We start from the raw sequence: 17402 nt of genomic DNA on the forward strand, positions 1-17402 counted from the left end.
GTATTTTGGTTAGCAGAAAGTGCTATATGTTGTGTTTGTTTTAAAGCAGCATCAGTTTGATTGTGAAGTTCATTGATTGAAGCGGTGTTATTCACCGTATTTTGGTTAGCAGAAAGTGCTATATGTTGTGTTTGCTTTAAAGCAGCATCAGTTTGATTGTGAAGCTCATTGATTGAAGCGGCATTATTCACCGTATTTTGATTAGCAGAAAGTGCTATATGTTGTGTTTGTTTTAAAGCAGCATCAGTTTTATCGTGAAGCTTTTTGATTGAATCGGTATTATCAACAATATGAGAAAATGCTACTTTATTAGCATTTACTGAAACTTGAAAATCACTAGAAGATACAAAATCGTTTGTTGAAGCCATTGCAGAGGAAGATAAAACCGCACTAACCGCTGTTGCAATAAGTAATTTTTTCATTGGTAAGCCTTAATAAAATTGATTATAAATATCGTGGATACAACTCATGGTAATCATTAGCATCACTTACTATGGCTTTGTCGTAACGCATTAAACGTGAAGGCGAAGAGTTTATAAAATGACCGCTTATGTAAATTTAAAACTTAAAATCCATTTCATTATTAAATTTTAAATTCGAATGCTCGTTTTGAGAAAATTGATTATCTATATCGTTGATATCCTTGGCATCCATGCAATCGCCACCATTATATTTACTTAATATTTTTTGATAATAGGTATAAATATGAATTCATTATTCGGATAGAGTGAACAATAAGAGGCACAGAATACAGTTCAGTCTAAACGTGTTTTAAAGAGAGATATATTGAGATTTTGTGGTTTTTTAAGAGAGGGATCGGCCTTTATGTAACACTATAATAGTGAAAAAAAAGGCCTTTTAACAACGATGGTGATTTTACTTTCCGTAACGAACCAACCATTCTTTTTCTAACGCAAGTTGCCAACTTGGGTGAGGTTCAGCCAAAGATTTAAATAGCTTCGTATTCTTCGCAGATCCCGTTAAATACTGTGACGACAACACTGATGGATCGCCCCAAACACTTAAATCGCCTTTACGAGATTGGGCTTCAGGACTTAATAAGAAGTTAATCGCTACCTGAGCGCCCTCTTTTGCTGATGCATTCCATGGGATAGCTAAAAAATGAATATTAGACAGTGCCCCCGCTTCCATTGCGTAGGTTTGTGTGGTGTCTGCTAACTTACCACTCGCTTGTGCAGAAAAGACTTCATTTGGATTAAACGTAACCGCAAGATCAATCTGACCGTCATCTAATAATTGTAATGATTGTGCGGTACCTGATGGGAACTGCTTACCTTTGCGCCACGCCGTTTGATGCAGTTCATCCAGATACATCCATAAAGGTTGTGTGACCTCTGCAAAGTTCGCTTGCTCTACTGGCTTCATTAACTGAGGATTGTTATTGGTTAACTCAATTAATAACGCTTTTAAGAAACTCGTACCATGAAATTCTGGCGGCTTAGGATAAGTAATTCTATTTGGAAAGGCTTTGCTATAACTTAGTAATTCAGCAAAGGATTGTGGTGGGTTATTTAACGTTTTCTTATCATGGATAAAAACAAGTTGACCTACCCCCCACGGGGCTTCCAAACCAAGTGTAGGTTCAGAAAAATCGCTATCAACCGGAAGCGTTTTATTTACATACTCCCAGCTTGGTAAGCCTTCAACAAACGGACCAAAAAGTAATTTGCTCTGTTTCATTGATTTGAAATTTTCACCATTGATCCATACCATATCAACACTACCTCCGTTGTTTTTACCGGCGGTTTTTTCTGCAATTAGGCGAGATGTACTTTCTGCAATATCAGCAACTTTTACATGCTTTAATGTTACTCCATATTGACGTTGTAACTCTTTATCTGCCCAACGAAGATAATTATTTATCTCTTGGCTTCCTCCCCAAGCGTGAAAGTATACCGTTTGCCCTTTGGCTTTTTGTTCAATGTCTTTCCATGTATCAGTAGCACTAACCGTAAAGGAAAGTATTATGCTGCTGAGCAGCAACAACCACTTTTTCATTTTTATTTCCTTATCCATTAAAACGTATTTTTATTATGTTCGTCCCGATTATAGTGTATAACTAATGATTATTCAGAGCTTTGTGGTTATATTTAATAATCAAAACATCAATACGAAGATGGGTATAAATGCATAATAAAGATCTTAATTTACTCAGGTTACTTATCATTCTTAATGAAGAAAGACAGACCGTTTTAGCGGCAAAAAGAATGAATTTAAGTCAACCAACCATCAGTATTATGCTAAAAAAACTTCGTGACCAATTTGATGATCCCTTATTCATTAGAGATAAGAATAATCTAGTCCCAACCATCAAGTGTTTGGATATTTTATCCACACTACCTAATCTGCTAACTCAGCTTGATAAACTATACAGTGACAATACTGAATGGGATATCTCTCAGCTTAATGGTGAATTACATTTACTGATATCTCCTCCATTGATATCCACTCTTGGCGCTCAATTAATAAAGAAACTTACATTGTTAGCCCCTGCTCTCACGGTTCAATGCTCGCATTGGGACATAAATACACCACAAAGATTAGAAATGAACCCTCATCAACATTTTGGTATTACTTATTTACCAATGGAAACCAATAAAACATTGATGGAGCAAGAAGTGGGAGCCGATGAATTTGCGGTTGTGGTTCATAAGGATCACCCAATAACTGAAATCACTATTGAAGAAGTTCTCGTTTATCCGATAGCTATCTGCCTGATCCCAGGGGTTACCGGTCCTTCTAAAGCTGAACAGTTGATCCGCAGTTTTAAGCTAAAGAAAAACATTAACCTTAGAACCAGTGATATTGCGTTAATGACAACCTTGATGGCGAAAAGTAAATACATTGGTATTATGCCACGCTCTTTAGAAGAATCTATTGGTAAGCAATTTCGTTTTTTATCCATACCTCATTCACTTGTCCCTAAAGGTTATCAGCGTAAAATTGCCTTTTTTTGCCACCAAACTAATCGTAAACAACCTCTGACTGAATGGCTTTTAAATGAAACAAAACTCTTCTTCTCCCTTCATTAGTTATTCATTTTTTAAATCTAAAGTCACTCTCTATTAAAAATAGTAATAGAGAGTATAGGAACAATTTTTAAGTAAAAAACGTAAGCTTACTCTATATATTTAGAGGAGTCGCTAATGTTTAAAAAACAGTTTACCGCTACTATTATCGCCACTATTTTAATGAGTTCTTTGAGTATTAATGCTCAAGAAGTAAAATCAACGACACTGAGTCCTGCCGCTCAAATCCATCAAAATCAAGCATCAACATGGCTGAATCAAGAAAGCTATATTTTGGCGACTAATGCCTATTTATGGGGTTCAACTTTAGTTCGTATGGAGCAGGTTGCTCGCCAATATACGGATATGTCTCAGCCACAAAATGACACGAGTTATCGTGCGCCTTTAAATCATTTTGGCCATGCTCGTCGTCTACCAACAGATCAAGACACCGACATGCCAACCGCAAATAGAGATACGCTCTATTCAAGCGCGATTGTAGATGTATCAAAAGAACCAGTGATTTTATCAACTCCAGAGGTGGAAAATCGTTACTTTGTTATCGATATGTTTGATATGTGGCACAACTTGTTCAAATACGTAGGTACTCGAGCAACAGGGGATTCACCTCAAAAAATAATGATTGTTCCTCCTCACTGGCAAGGTACTGCACCAGAAGGCGTTCAAATTGTAGAATCTCCAACCAGTAAAGTTTGGTTATGGGGAAGAACTCAAGTCTTTGGTGAAAAAGACTACTCGCAAGTTCATAAGATTCAGGATAAATATACACTAACTCCACTGAGTATGTATAAATCAGGAAAAATAACAAAATTCTCTTCAACTCCACTAACTCCAAGAGCTGGAAAAAAAGATGATCCTCTACGCTTTTATGAAGAGCTAGGAGCGTATTTAAAAGACAACCCTATCCCTGAGCGCGAACAAGCCTTACTTGGACAATTTAATAAGATTGGCCTCAGTGAAAATGGATTCGATCGTTCAAAGTTGACCCCGTCAATGAAAATTCAACTTGAAAAAGCGCTTGAAGATGGACCACAAATTGTAGCGAACCAAACTTCGAACCCTGTCACAATGAAAATAAAAGATGGTTGGTATTACTCATTCGTCCTTGATCAATTCGGAGACGATAACGCTTTGAGATCATTAGTTTCACACCCTTATTTAGGCGGGCAAGGTGCAAAAGAAGCGATGTACCCAATCACCTATGCCGATTCTCAAGGTAAATTGTTATCTGGAAACATTCCGTATTCGATGCATTTCAAAGCGGAACCTCCTGTCGATTCATTCTGGTCTGTTACAGTCTATGACGCCAAAACAAAAATGCTCATTAGTAATGAAATTCAGCGTTTTAATATTAATGACCAAACATCAATTCAAAAAAATAAAGACGGTTCTTTTGATTTAATCCTATCAAATAAAAAACCAACAGATCATACACAACAAAAAAATTGGTTACCTACACCAAAAGGTAACTTCTATGCCATTACTCGTTTATATATCCCATCAAAAGACATTCTCGATATGAAGTGGACTGTTCCACCTATTAACCCAATAAAGTAATACCAATATTGAACATGAACTTACTACTTTTATAGGTACATTGAAATGAAGAAAAAAACCATAACAAAAACAGCATTAGCACTTGCTGTCGCCTCCTTTGGTGCTCATGCTGCTCAAACTCAACCGAATATTCTCACCATTATGGTTGATGATGTGAGTCCAATGGATATTTCAGCTTACCATCGTGGAGTTGGTGCCATTGAGACTCCAAATATAGATCGTATCGCCAAGCGCGGTATGATGGTGAGTGATTATTATGCGCAAGGCAGCTCAACGGCGGGAAGAAGTGCATTTATTACAGGACAATATCCATTCAGAACAGGCTTAACCACTGTAGGTCAACCCGGTTCTAATATTGGCTTACAAAAAGAAGATCCAACACTGGCTAATATGCTTAAAGCAAAAGGCTATGACACCATCCATGTGGGTAAAAGTCACTTAGGTGATCGCAATAAATTCTTACCGACAGTTCATGGTTTTGATGAATTTTTTGGTTTCTTATATCACCTAAACGTAATGGAGATGCCAGAACAAGCAAACTTTCCTAAAGACCCTAATTTTGTTGGCCGTCCTCGTAATATGATACATAGTTTTGCTACCAATAAGTATGATAAAACAGAACAACCTCGCTGGGGTGAAATTGGAAAACAGCGCATAGAAGATAAAGGGCCTCTAGGGTCTGAGCGTATGAAAGTGATTGATGATGAGTTTGTGCAGTTCTCTACCGACTGGTTAGACAAACACGAAGCAAATACGCCTGATAAGCCTTTCTTTATGTGGTTTAACCCATCCCGTATGCATCAACAAATACACGTCAAAGATGAGTATTTAGGTTCAAGTGGACACACTGAATATTTTGATGCATTAAAAGAATTGGATGACCAAATCGGGGTGTTATTAGATAAATTAGACGCACTGGGTGAAACTGATAACACCATTATCATGTTCACGGCTGATAATGGTATTAACTTAGATCATTGGCCAATGGCAGGAACAGCTGCATACAGAGGCCAAAAAGGGACGACATGGGATGGAGGCTTCCGAGTTCCTATGCTGATCAGTTGGCCTGGCCATATCCCAGAGGGTGAATATACTGGCGGCTTTATGACGTCTGAAGATTGGGTCCCAACACTAATGGCAGCTGCAACCGGAGATACGACGGTTAAAGAAGACTTGTTAAAAGGCAAAAAAATTGGCGACACCAAGTACAAAGTCCATTTAGATGGCTATAATCAAATGGACATGCTAACCAAAAAAGGCCCAAGTAAACGTAATGAATTCTTCTATTACAACGAGCAAGATTTAAACGCTGTTCGCGTGGGTGATTGGAAAGTACATCTGAAGACTAAAACAGAATGGACTGAACCAGCTAAAACATGGCCTTTAGGCATTATCTTAGATATCAAGGCGGATCCTTATGAGCGCAGTGTTGATACTAATGGTTGGTTCTTATGGATGAAAGAACGCTCTTGGATTGTACCTACATTGCAAAAATCAATTGTTGAATACAAACAATCATTGAAAGAATTCCCGCCACGTCAAAAATCAGGTGGTATAGGAATGTCGGATACTTCAGTAAAGTAAACAACAAATAAAACCATAGAGAGGAGCTGAAATGCTCCTCTCCTTATTCTTCAAATATTTACCTGGAATTTTTAATGACACATTATTCACGCTTTCTTTTAATTATCCCTTTTATTTCCTTTTATTCAAATGCAAGCGAAGAAGTAGATATGTCAGACCCAATGGCAGTTTATACCGGAGGGGATATAAAAGCTGGAGATCAAGGTCTTGGCGGCTCTTTACAATTTTCTGTTGGTCAAAACAACTGGGCAGCAATGGGAAAAATAGAAAGCACAAATAATTTCGAAACCTATCGAGCTCGTATTTTTACCCCAAATAAAGTGACTGGTACTGGTGTTTATATCGACGCTAGTAAAGATGATTCCGTAGATAATATCTCTTCTAATTATGCCACTATTGGTGTATTACAGGTAATTCCTGTAAATGAAAAACTTCAATTTAATGTGGGATTAACCTATGGTAAAGCATGGGAATCAAATGAGAAATTCGAAGATACCGACATCATTAACGCTCAAATTTATGCAAAATATAATATTAATGAAAAATTCTTTGTTCTCGCCTCTCCACAATATCAATATGGCTTAAATGGTGAGGAATTCCGAGATTTTTATGCAGAGCTCAATGTAGGGTATAAAATTGACTCAAGTAATGTTCTTCTTCTGACAGGCAGCACAGAAAACCAAACCTGGATTACTTACAAGTTTAAAATATAAAATGATGACTAAGTTGGATAATATGATCCAACTTATTTACTTTTCGGAATCACAACAGTAAATGTGATCTCTTGATTTTCATTATATGTTACGGATAAATCATACCCATTCTGCTGAGCTATATTTTGTACAATCGACAGCCCTAAACCATGTCTATCAGTATCCGTTCTTGAACAGTCCACTTGATAAAGGGGTTTAAACAAATTCTCTATATTTTGTTGTGTTAATCGTTTTGATGTTGTGTTCTTAATTTCTAAAATTATATTGCCATTTTCATCATTTTCCATAGACGCAATTATGTTTGTATTCTTGGCACTATAAAATAACGCGTTATCTAGTAAATTCCTGCCCATGGTTTCAAGGCTAAATTTATCAGCACACACAATAGGAGAGTTTAATGATGAAGAAAACGTTATTCTATTTTCTATATTTGGGTACTTAAACTGTAATTCGGTACTTATCTCTTCAGATAAAATTCGCATATCAATTTCTTTTCTTACTATATGAAAAGAGTCTGATGCACTTTGATTCAATGCCATCAACTTATTGACGATATTCTTCATGTTATGCGCAATAGATAAGACATCTTCCTTATACGTTGCTGAAATACGAACATCATCAGGAAAACGAATATTCATCTCACTCAAGCTGATGATCTCAGCAATTGGCGTTTTAAGCTCATGAGCGATATCAGAAGAAAGACGTTTCTCATTCGCAACATTTTGAATATTTAATTCTATATATCGATTTAACTCTTTTCTAATTGGCGCTATTTCTCTGCTCTCTTTCGGGTTTTTCTTTATTTGTTGTGCATGGGCATCTAGTTCTGAAATCTCTTTATTTAATAAATAAAGTGAATCTAGCTCTTTATTCACGACTTTAATTACAACAAATCTCACCCCGAAAATTGCCGTTATGAATACAAATAACAATGAAAAATCAGCAATTAATAGTACATTACTCGCTCTTTGATTTGAGATAGCTAACGTCAGATACATCGTGTCGATATAGGTTACATCAGCAGGGTTAACATCCGATGACAATTGAGGTTGAAAACGAGCAGAAATGGCTTTGCCCATACTGCCATCAGGCAATCTAATCTTAAAAATACGGCTACCATGCGTAGGAACGTCTTTGTATTTCAAGTCAACATCATCAAAATAAGCAAGTGATTGAGACTTCGCGAAAGTCTCTTCCTCTAACCAAATCTGAAAATATTGAGCGTTATCTTTACGCTCAAATTGAGGCATAAAACCAGTATGATACTCAAATTCGATGCCATCACTTTCGACTTCCACTAGTGATTTTAAATAGTTTGATTTCTCAACTAAAGCATCATCAAATTGCTGATCAACCCAAGCATCAAGAATGAAATCTAACGATAAAAAAACGACTAATAAAATAATACCGATAATAACGGTTAATGCATTGACTAACCTGCCTTTTATTGAATACATGAGCGTTTTTCCAGATAATAACCAAAACCACGTTTGTTTTTAATTGGCAACTCACCACCCAAGACTTTGACCTTTTTACGCACAGAAGAGAGGTGTGACTCTATGGTATTTTTTGATAATGAATCAAACGAGCCAACGACATAATTACTGATATTTTCAGTCGTCATAACTTGGTTTTTAGATAAGAATAAACACTCAATAATCTTGTATTCATTTTTAGTAAGATCGATGAATTGCTCAGAAAACTCTAATTCTTTTTTGGCAAGATCGAGCTTAAAGTCACCCAACCTAATATCATCATCGCTATTTTTAACTACACCTCTTCGGGCCACCGTTAAAATACGAGCGTGTAACTCATCAAAAGAAAAAGGTTTCACTAGATAATCATCCGCACCGGACAATAAGCCTTCAACACGATCTTCAGGTTGTGACCTTGCCGATAAGATAATCACTTTTACGTCATTACCCATCTTCCGAATGCTCTTCAATAAGGTGATACCGTCTACATTGGGTAACATTAAATCCAAAATAATGAAGTCATACTCATTAGTGATAGCCATTGATAAGCCTACTGAGCCATCTCCGGTATCATCAATCGTAAAACCAAGGTTACTCAACCCGACGACTAAACTACGTCGCAAGTGTGCAGAGTCTTCAATCAAGAGTATTTTCATTATCTAGTACCACGTTATTCTTGAGATTAAGCATTATCTAACGATGATAACAAAAAATAGGCTAACCATTGTTATGGTTAGCCTATTTCTTTCTACTTTAATTATAGCTGTGTTTTGTTAACTTTGAATTGCCATGATGTCTAACGTATTATCTTTCGCATCTGTTTTTACGCCATACAAGCCAAGCATGGTATGAAACAAGTTATCATGCGAGTATTGACCTGTTGCAGCTTTCTCAACAACACTTGCTTTATCAATGCCTTTTTGGTTTGCATAGTCATTACTCATCCAGATATACCAAGGCACATGAGTTTGCTCTTTAGGTGCAATCATATAAGGTGCACCATGAAGGTATAAACCGTTCTCACCTAATGATTCTCCGTGGTCTGATATATACAGCATCACAACATTGTATTTATCTGAATATGTTTTTAGTTTTGCGATAGTTTGAGCAATCACATAATCAGTATAAACAAGCGTGTTGTCATACACATTGGTGATCTCTTCATCACTGCAATTTTCAATATCACTGCGATTACATGCAGGAGAAAATACGGCCATATTATCAGGATAGCGTTTCCAATACGTTGGCCCATGGCTGCCAATCATATGCAGAGCATACAGTTGATCCCCTTTACTATTTTGAATTCGTTGATCAAGCCCTTTAAGTAATACTTCATCATAACAACTTGATCCATTACATAATTGAGCGTCTGCATTATCCGTAATCATCTCTTTTTCAATGTTTTTAGCAACAGCTTTGTCACCACCATCATTATCAACCCATACAGATTTCACTCCAGCATGAGTCAGTACATCTAATACGTCATCTTGGTTATTAGCACGTTCTTTATTGTAATTGGTGCGCAGCATGTTCGAGAACATACAAGGCAAAGAATGTGCGGTTGCCGTGCCACAAGAACTGACATTTTGAAACGCAATCAACCCTAAATCTTTGGTGTATGGATTTGTTTCTCTTGAGTATCCATTATAAGTACTGTTTTGCGCGCGAGCCGTTTCGCCAACTAACACAACCATTAGGGTTGGTTTACCATTCTTCGCTGGGATAATTTGAGCATCTTCGCCGATCGTTACATATTCTAACGGCTCGGTCAGGTACGTATTATTGATGTATTTAACTGTATTAAACGCATCCGCAGGATTAATCATTTTATTAAGGTATGAGTTATTTCGGCCAATTGACGCGTAATCTTTAAAGTAAAAGACGGAGATAATCAACATACCGACAATAGCAACACTCATTAATGCCGCACGATGAAATATCTCTTTTGACCAAGATACATTACGTACAATTTTCACTTTAAGCAGTAATAAAACGGGAATAATACCAAAGGCAATCAAATAAAAAATAGACGCACTACTCAAATAAGATGAAGCTTCGTCTACATTACTTTCGAACACGTTTTCTATCATTGCGTAATCAAACATGGTGTTATATTGCAAAGCTGCATAAAACGCCATCGCTGATGTTATGGTTAAAATAACAACAATACTTTTAAATAAGTAAGGAAAAGCAATAAGCGAGAAAATGATAATAAAAACACAAGTAAGAAGCGCAGGAGTCATAAACAAAAAGAGGCTTTGACCTTGAGATAGCTCATAAATTTTTTCATTAATTGGGTAGTTAAAAACCACGGCAAAATAAATCGAAACAACGGTTATCAAAGACACCATATTCATGGTTATTTTTTGATTTTTAATTTTTGACAACAAATTCGACAACACAAGGATACCTTCAGGAACTTTAAGAATGAGATGAGTGTCACATATCAAACTTAAGATTCACTGAAGATAAACTTATGATTTACTGCATTTCATTACTTCACTGAATAATTAATGCGAAATTTGGTTATTTAAACGACATGTTTAGAGTTATGCCAATAAACTGATTCGAATTATCAAATTGGCCAATAACTCCACTATTGTTGATCTCTGGATCACCATAGTCTACGTAGCTATAATAGGCATTAAAAGAGGTATCTTTTGTCCATTGATAGGTTGCCCCTACACTGTATCTATGCTGTGTATCGACAGGAAGATCAAGGCCTTGAGATTCAGGTTCATCAAGTGGTGAACTTGCATAACCAACCCCTGATTCTAAACGTAATTTCGATGTTAGTTGGTAACGAGCCCCAATAGCTGCTGTCCATACATCTTCAAAATTTCGCTCTATTTGAACTAATTTATCATTATCAGTAATCGAAACTGTCGTGGAGTCATTATCACTCCATTGCTCGAAGCCTACACTCCACACTAAACTCAATGGATTAGTAAGTTGATGTAAACCTGAAACCTCAACTTGACGAGGGTTAAGGACATTTATACCTGCATCGCCCGCCTTAGCTGATATATCTTTATCTACTGAGCCGGGAATTGGCCCTGGAATAGGAACGGAAACCGTCATCGCATTACTATTAAATGATCCTGTCAGATTATGATTCATACGTGAACGATAGGCGACACCTAAACGGTTATTCTCATCAATCTGATACATCAACCCCAAGTTATAACCTAACGTCCAACTGTCAGTCTCAATATTACCTTGTCCGTATAACAAACTCTCTTCAAAACTAGCGTAGTCAATTTGTAATCCACCACCAATTGATAGCTTATTATTTACTTGATAAGACACGCTTGGGTTAAATTGTATGACCGACAATTTCAAATCATTTAGAGTTAATGCCCCCGCATAATCAATACCATAGTCAAGCGCACTTCCTCCTTGAGCTGACATACTCATTCCTAAATGGACATCATCATTCAACTGGTGAACATAGTAAATCGAACCGTAAGGTTGAATACCACCTGCATTTTCACTGTCTAGACTTGAGTCTCTATCGTCATGATAATACATACCCAAATCCATCACTGCGGCATTAACGCTTAATGCATCCCCCGCAATATAACTCATGCCTGCGGGGTTCGAATAAGCCACTGAAGCATTTTCAGCTAATGCTGCACTACCAGCCCCTGCTGTACTGACTGTCATTTTACTCATTTCTTGTACTAAGGTTCCGGCGGCATTCACCTGAAAGGGCAACACTAAAGTAGAACTTAGTAGTATTAATGAATAGTTTTTTTTCATTATTAATTCTCTAACTAACAAAGTAAAAAAGAGCACATTAAACACAATCAATGTACTCTTTAGTGAAAATGAAAATTTATTGTTTAACGACTTGAGGAAGTGCGTAATTGTTATCTAATACGGCTTGAGTTGGCTCATACAAACGTAAGTGCAAATAGAAGTCATCTTTTGGTGCTGGCAGCCAATTACAACTTGCATCCGTAGGTTTACTGTTTTGGATGCATACGGTTAATGACCCATCTTTGTTGTAGGTAAGTTCATCTTTTCGATTCGTCGATACTGAATAACGATCAATACTGTTTGGCACCATAAATAAATGTTTCGCATCATACATAGTTAATGACCAAAACTCTTTTGCAGGTGCGTCAGCAGGCATTATCATGCGGTACTTGTTTTTTCCTGACAATTGCTGATCGTTAGAATCCGTATAGCGATTTGGATACAGTGCACGCTCTTTAGTATTCAAACCTGCAGCACGGAAGTTAATACTGGCACGGCTCAGGTAATCGTTACCATAGCGCCCGCCTTCGTACATCATCGCCCAACCGTTATTTTTAACGCCTAAATCACGACTTGCGTATTGAATAATTTGTGGTGCTGCATTTAGCGCTCGTAATAAACCTTTTTTCTGATCAGCTGTTAAATCATCAGCATTAAATGGCTTATCACCACCGATTCCAATGTATTTAAATTGATCCACAATTGGTGCATCTGAAGGGATTGGATTGTTGCGTAATTCATGGTCAATCAATTCAAACCACTCTAGACCTTTAGGTTGAGCGACAGGAGATATACCAGTTTTTGCATGGCTTAGTTTAACTGTCTTGTGAGCTTGTCCCAATTCTGATAGTGGATAATTAATAAAACCATCGTGCACTTTTAAAGCAGCAGTTAAGTCTTTATTTCCTGAGACTCCAGTACGTTGAATATACCAAACTAACGGTGTTCTTGATTCTATAATACCATCAATACCATCAGGGATCCCCCCTTTCTGACCTTTCCATCCTTTATTGACCAGTAGGAATTTTCCGCCATCTTTTCCCACATTATCAACAATTAAATTATCAACGGCTTCTGAGTAATCATCAAGAAGCTGAACGATAAAATATCGATTATCTGTCGGTGGAACTTCAATCACCAACGGACCGGTATCATTCAGATTAATATGCGATTGCGAATAAAGAGTATCGTTATTCATCGTTGGGACAACTTTATCTTCAGGGCCCGATAATTTCAGGGTTTTTCCCATCATATTTAATGGTGCAGCCCCATTATCCATTGGTGTATCTACATTGGTCGAAGCGACTCTAACTTGCGCAACCGTTAATGGGCCTGCGCCATAAATAAAGGCTTGTAATCCTAGGGTGTAGGCTAATTCTTCTTGGGGATTAACAGGTGTTAGTTGTGCCGCAAATACCGCAGTACTGCTTAATAAACTACTCGTAATTACCGTTGCTATGAGTGCTTTTTTCATAGTAGAACCTCTATTTATAAATATCGTTCCAGATTAGCGACTCTTAATAAAGAAGAACAATTGAAAGAATGAATATCCTTTATTAAAAAATGCAATTCGACTATGCCTATATAATTAATTAAATTAATAGACATGAATTATAAGTCATCAACAAGGTAATCAAATAATGTCAGTATCCCCTACCACAACTACAATGCCTTATAGCCTATTTATTAAATCTGAAAGCGCAAAATGTAATCTAGATTGTCATTATTGTTATTACCTCAAAAATGAAGACAAAAAAAAGCCCGGCATGGATAATGAGACATTAGAAAAAATGATCATCAATCACATGCACTCTCAACCAAGCAAAACCCCCGTGGTTGATTTTATTTGGCATGGAGGAGAGCCAATGATGCGTGGTCTTGAGTTTTATCAATTGGCCATTCAACTACAGCAACAACAAAACTCAAACATTCCAATACAAAATACCATTCAAACCAATGGCACTTTAATTAATGACCGTTGGGCTTCGTTTTTTGCTCAAAATAAATTTATGGTTGGGATCAGTATTGATGGCCCACAACTGATCAATGACATTGCTCGCATTGATAAATCAGGTAATTCCTCTTTTGAACGAACCATGCGTGGAATGCGTCACTTAAAAGAACACCATGTAGAATTTAATACGCTTACTGTGATTAACAATAAAAGTTATAAACATGGAAAAACGATTTATAACTTTTTAAAAGACAACGGCAGCACTTACCTACAGTTTCAGCCTTGTATTGACCATGAAATGGATCGTCGTTTTGATTATGATTGGACATTATCAGGCAAGCAATGGGGACAATTTTTATGTGATGTTTTTGATGAATGGGCAGCCAATGACATTGGTAAAACCTATGTGCAATTTTTTGAAAACTGCTTAATGATTTTAATGGGACACCAAAGCCAAATGTGCCACCATGCTGATACTTGTGGGCAACAATTAATGATGGAATCCAACGGTGAAGTATTTAGTTGTGATCACTACGGTTATGATGACTATAAAATCGGTAATATTCACCATGACAACGCTTCATTAGCGCAAATGGTGAGTTCAAAAGAGCAAATGAAATTCGGGCAAGATAAACTCGATTCACTAAATCAAAAGTGTCAACGTTGTGATTTTAAGCCTTTATGTAATGGCGGTTGTCCAAAAAACCGAGTGGATAAAACCAATAATGGTGAAGATCACAATGTATTATGTGAAGGGTATGAACTATTTTTCAAGCACGCACTGCCTGTGATGCTAAAAATGGTTGACGCAATGAAGCGAGGATATTCCCCAGTTCATTACCCTATGTTCTAAAAAAAGGATTTTAATTAACACCTTAGCGATTTCTATCCCATACTAATAAGTATGGATTCGCTTAAGGATGGGTGCAGAATAATGATGAAAAAAAGAGGTTGGGTTTACCTACTTTTATTACTACCAACTTTATTATGGAGTGCAGTATCAACATTTACTGAGATTTGGTGGATTGAAAATATCACAGGTATTCCCAGTGTTATTGCTGGTATTTACGGCCTATCTTTTATCGTTTTATTACTTTGCCGTTATTACCTTTACTCCTTCTTCTGTTTATTACTTGCCACCTTGTGGTTATATCAAACCCCATCACAGCAATACACTACTGCATCTTGCTCTGATCCTTTAAAAATCGTTCAATATAACCTGTATTATACTAATCCTGATCTGACGTCTTTTTTAAACTACTTAATTAAAACGGATATTGACTTAGTTGTACTTCAGGAAACATCCCCTTGGCATGGGGAACGGTTCATGGAATTGATTGATGAATACCCCTATCAATTTGGCGGAGCCCCAACATTAGGCTACCCAAGTGGGCAAATGGTTATAAGCAAACACCCTCTAAATTTACGAGCTCAGAATACGCCTGCGGGTCATTATATGATTAGTGGTATATGGCAAAGCAGTGAAGACAGGCCTGTAAGTTTATACACCGCGCATCCTCCCTCCCCCCGAACCAAACAACTATGGCATGAGAGAAATGCATTAATAGGAAGTTTAGAACGACTGGCAGATTACTCTCCCTACCCTGATACATTAATTATTGGGGATTTTAACTTATCAGCCAACACCAAGCGTTTTAACACTATTTATAAGGATTACCACACTGCTCCAATACAAAGCTGGCCACGTGAAATCAAAGGAATTGCAATCCCCTCTTTCGCACGGATTGCAATTGACCACCTTTGGATAAAAAATACCGAATCACCCTCACTGTTTATTTGTAAGCGCGAAGCATTACCTCAGTTTTCTGGATCCGATCATAGTGCTGTCGTGACGTATTTATCAAAAGTAACACCGCACTAATTATCTATTTAATAACAAATCAATGCTAAGTTACAGTCAGCACTTATTGTGATAAATACTGCTTATAATAATCTTCAGCAATGACTTCGATAAGATCCCAAGGGTAATCTATTTTCATTTGAGCCAGTAATCTAACTTCATCATTCTCATCAATAGACACTATACTTTTCGCTGCAGCATAAGGAGATAATCCTTTTTCTATTTTTTTAATATCAAATCCAGCTTGTTCCAATAAGAAAATAGCTGAAGCTCCACTAGGATAAAAATAACTCCACCCAAATGTCTCTTGGGCATTTAAACCAAAAGTAAGATCTAAATTATATCCATCAGAGCCAAAGAAAGTCACTCCCACAGCATAAGGAAAAATCCCTTTTCCTAGCATAGTATCAACATAGTAAGCACTCCCCTCAACTTGCTCTTGCCACAACCCCATATTTTTTACTAACAAACCATTGGATGAATCTAATCGTATTTCCTCGCTTTTAATCGTTACGTATTTTTCTAATCTAGAGAGTGCGTCTTGCTTTGTTAATTTAGTTGGCAAATCTTTCATTACGTCCCTCATCAATAAAGATAAAGCAATCAAGTTTTTTTGAATTGGATAACCGTTCATTTCTTGAACATAATCACTCGATTGAGTAAATTTCTTTCCCTGGTAAGAATGAAATAATTCATGTGATAGCAGTCTAATAGATCCATCGGCCGGGCCACTATTAATATCAACACTTGCCATATCATACGTTTGAATATAGTAACCCTCTCCACTCACTTTATAATCAAAACTGTAGATACCGTTTCCATTATTAGCACTTAATGACTTATAAGCTTCCTTAACATTAATATCATAACGAAATACGTTTAATCCTTGATCTTCATTATCACCTAATTGCTCTGCGCCATTGACGTAATGAGATGGATTAATTAAATACCCACCAACAGGTTTACCATTATCGACTTTAATCATATAAATACGTTGTTTGCTTAAACTATAACCCGACCAAATATCATTCTTATCTAACTTTTTCATGGCTTCATTAGTTTGATTCAGCATTTGTAGATCAAGAGCATCAGTTAACGACGTATCCTCATATTTATTCTTTATTTTTTCAGTTTTCTTATCATCTCCGCATCCAGATATAAATAACCCCAAACTTATAAACATTATTTTAACTAACAAATTACTCATTATTGTCCCTATTCATTTAATGTAAAAGTAAAAAACTTGTATAACTTACATCAACAGACTCAGTAATTTTTTGTAAGTTTCATTGAGAACGTTACGTCTTACATTTCCTTACAAGCTTTCCTGTAACCATAAGAAATTACTCATATTATTAGTAGATAATTAATTTGTAAGTTATGTAAGCCATTCTATGATTTTGGAGTTTTCACTATTTTCACTTGTAAAATATTTATATCTTTTTT

Annotated in this window: 14 protein-coding genes; 6 read left to right on the plus strand and 8 right to left on the minus strand. The window is 36.6% G+C overall.

The features are described 5' to 3' along the window. Both A6E06_RS06485 and A6E06_RS06490 read right to left on the minus strand, forming a co-directional pair. On the minus strand, positions 1 to 422 hold a 422-nt coding region (locus A6E06_RS06485; protein ID WP_141676906.1), incomplete at its 3' end, for a hypothetical protein. 454 nt (positions 423 to 876) lie between these two features. After that, entirely contained in the window at positions 877 to 2019 is a 1143-nt protein-coding gene (locus A6E06_RS06490; RefSeq protein ID WP_065593013.1) for an ABC transporter substrate-binding protein, read from the minus strand. A gap of 128 nt (positions 2020 to 2147) precedes the next feature. Here A6E06_RS06490 and A6E06_RS06495 point away from each other — a divergent pair, with 128 nt between their 5' ends. From A6E06_RS06495 to A6E06_RS06510, 4 genes are all read left to right on the plus strand, one after another. Continuing rightward, positions 2148 to 3053: a LysR family transcriptional regulator gene (locus A6E06_RS06495; RefSeq protein ID WP_065593014.1), complete on the plus strand. Its 906-nt coding sequence runs from the start codon at positions 2148 to 2150 to the stop codon at positions 3051 to 3053. A 114-nt stretch (positions 3054 to 3167) separates the two neighbouring features. Continuing rightward, positions 3168 to 4607 (plus strand): DUF1254 domain-containing protein, encoded by a 1440-nt coding sequence (locus tag A6E06_RS06500; RefSeq protein ID WP_065593015.1) that lies wholly within the window; start codon positions 3168 to 3170, stop codon positions 4605 to 4607. A 45-nt stretch (positions 4608 to 4652) separates the two neighbouring features. Beyond that, positions 4653 to 6191 (plus strand): sulfatase-like hydrolase/transferase, encoded by a 1539-nt coding sequence (locus A6E06_RS06505; protein ID WP_065593016.1) that lies wholly within the window; start codon positions 4653 to 4655, stop codon positions 6189 to 6191. 74 nt (positions 6192 to 6265) lie between these two features. Next, positions 6266 to 6904: a hypothetical protein gene (locus A6E06_RS06510; RefSeq protein WP_065593017.1), complete on the plus strand. Its 639-nt coding sequence runs from the start codon at positions 6266 to 6268 to the stop codon at positions 6902 to 6904. A 32-nt stretch (positions 6905 to 6936) separates the two neighbouring features. Here A6E06_RS06510 and A6E06_RS06515 read toward each other — a convergent pair whose 3' ends face one another. From A6E06_RS06515 to A6E06_RS06535, 5 genes are all read right to left on the minus strand, one after another. Then, on the minus strand, positions 6937 to 8361 hold the full coding sequence (locus A6E06_RS06515) for a cell wall metabolism sensor histidine kinase WalK (RefSeq protein ID WP_065593018.1): 1425 nt from the start codon (positions 8359 to 8361) through the stop codon (positions 6937 to 6939). Beyond that, complete coding sequence (locus A6E06_RS06520; RefSeq protein ID WP_065593019.1) at positions 8349 to 9035, minus strand: response regulator transcription factor; 687 nt, start codon at positions 9033 to 9035, stop codon at positions 8349 to 8351. Before A6E06_RS06520 ends, A6E06_RS06515 begins: the two co-directional genes overlap by 13 nt. Positions 9036 to 9152: 117 nt before the next feature. Further along, on the minus strand, positions 9153 to 10787 hold the full coding sequence (locus A6E06_RS06525; protein ID WP_083190297.1) for a phosphoethanolamine transferase: 1635 nt from the start codon (positions 10785 to 10787) through the stop codon (positions 9153 to 9155). Positions 10788 to 10905: 118 nt separating this feature from the next. Further along, positions 10906 to 12141, minus strand: coding sequence for an OmpP1/FadL family transporter (locus tag A6E06_RS06530; RefSeq protein ID WP_065593020.1), 1236 nt, complete (start codon positions 12139 to 12141; stop codon positions 10906 to 10908). A 76-nt stretch (positions 12142 to 12217) separates the two neighbouring features. After that, complete coding sequence (locus A6E06_RS06535) at positions 12218 to 13615, minus strand: DUF1254 domain-containing protein (RefSeq protein ID WP_065593021.1); 1398 nt, start codon at positions 13613 to 13615, stop codon at positions 12218 to 12220. 166 nt (positions 13616 to 13781) lie between these two features. Here A6E06_RS06535 and A6E06_RS06540 point away from each other — a divergent pair, with 166 nt between their 5' ends. Continuing rightward, positions 13782 to 14948 carry an anaerobic sulfatase maturase gene (locus A6E06_RS06540; protein WP_065593022.1) on the plus strand — a complete coding sequence of 389 codons (1167 nt, stop codon included), beginning with the start codon at positions 13782 to 13784 and terminating at the stop codon, positions 14946 to 14948. 81 nt (positions 14949 to 15029) lie between these two features. Beyond that, a complete protein-coding gene (locus tag A6E06_RS06545; protein WP_065593023.1) occupies positions 15030 to 15977 on the plus strand; it encodes an endonuclease/exonuclease/phosphatase family protein in 948 nt (315 codons plus the stop codon). A 43-nt stretch (positions 15978 to 16020) separates the two neighbouring features. On the opposite strand, the gene A6E06_RS06550 is transcribed toward A6E06_RS06545, so the two are convergent. After that, positions 16021 to 17163 (minus strand): hypothetical protein, encoded by a 1143-nt coding sequence (locus tag A6E06_RS06550; RefSeq protein WP_065593024.1) that lies wholly within the window; start codon positions 17161 to 17163, stop codon positions 16021 to 16023. Between the last annotated feature and the right edge of the window lie 239 nt (positions 17164 to 17402).

Origin of the sequence: Aliivibrio sp. 1S175 (assembly GCF_001690985.1) — a bacterium.
Classification (GTDB): domain Bacteria; phylum Pseudomonadota; class Gammaproteobacteria; order Enterobacterales; family Vibrionaceae; genus Aliivibrio.

Bases quoted from the DNA above. Each gene is read 5' to 3' on its own strand.
- A6E06_RS06500 (WP_065593015.1), top strand. From the start codon at position 3,168: ATGTTTAAAAAACAGTTTACCGCTACTATTATCGCCACTATTTTAATG.
- A6E06_RS06520 (WP_065593019.1), bottom strand. From the start codon at position 9,035: ATGAAAATACTCTTGATTGAAGACTCTGCACACTTGCGACGTAGTTTA.
- A6E06_RS06505 (WP_065593016.1), top strand. From the start codon at position 4,653: ATGAAGAAAAAAACCATAACAAAAACAGCATTAGCACTTGCTGTCGCC.
- A6E06_RS06495 (WP_065593014.1), top strand. From the start codon at position 2,148: ATGCATAATAAAGATCTTAATTTACTCAGGTTACTTATCATTCTTAAT.
- A6E06_RS06515 (WP_065593018.1), bottom strand. From the start codon at position 8,361: ATGTATTCAATAAAAGGCAGGTTAGTCAATGCATTAACCGTTATTATC.
- A6E06_RS06535 (WP_065593021.1), bottom strand. From the start codon at position 13,615: ATGAAAAAAGCACTCATAGCAACGGTAATTACGAGTAGTTTATTAAGC.
- A6E06_RS06490 (WP_065593013.1), bottom strand. From the start codon at position 2,019: ATGAAAAAGTGGTTGTTGCTGCTCAGCAGCATAATACTTTCCTTTACG.
- A6E06_RS06545 (WP_065593023.1), top strand. From the start codon at position 15,030: ATGATGAAAAAAAGAGGTTGGGTTTACCTACTTTTATTACTACCAACT.
- A6E06_RS06540 (WP_065593022.1), top strand. From the start codon at position 13,782: ATGTCAGTATCCCCTACCACAACTACAATGCCTTATAGCCTATTTATT.
- A6E06_RS06530 (WP_065593020.1), bottom strand. From the start codon at position 12,141: ATGAAAAAAAACTATTCATTAATACTACTAAGTTCTACTTTAGTGTTG.
- A6E06_RS06550 (WP_065593024.1), bottom strand. From the start codon at position 17,163: ATGAGTAATTTGTTAGTTAAAATAATGTTTATAAGTTTGGGGTTATTT.
- A6E06_RS06510 (WP_065593017.1), top strand. From the start codon at position 6,266: ATGACACATTATTCACGCTTTCTTTTAATTATCCCTTTTATTTCCTTT.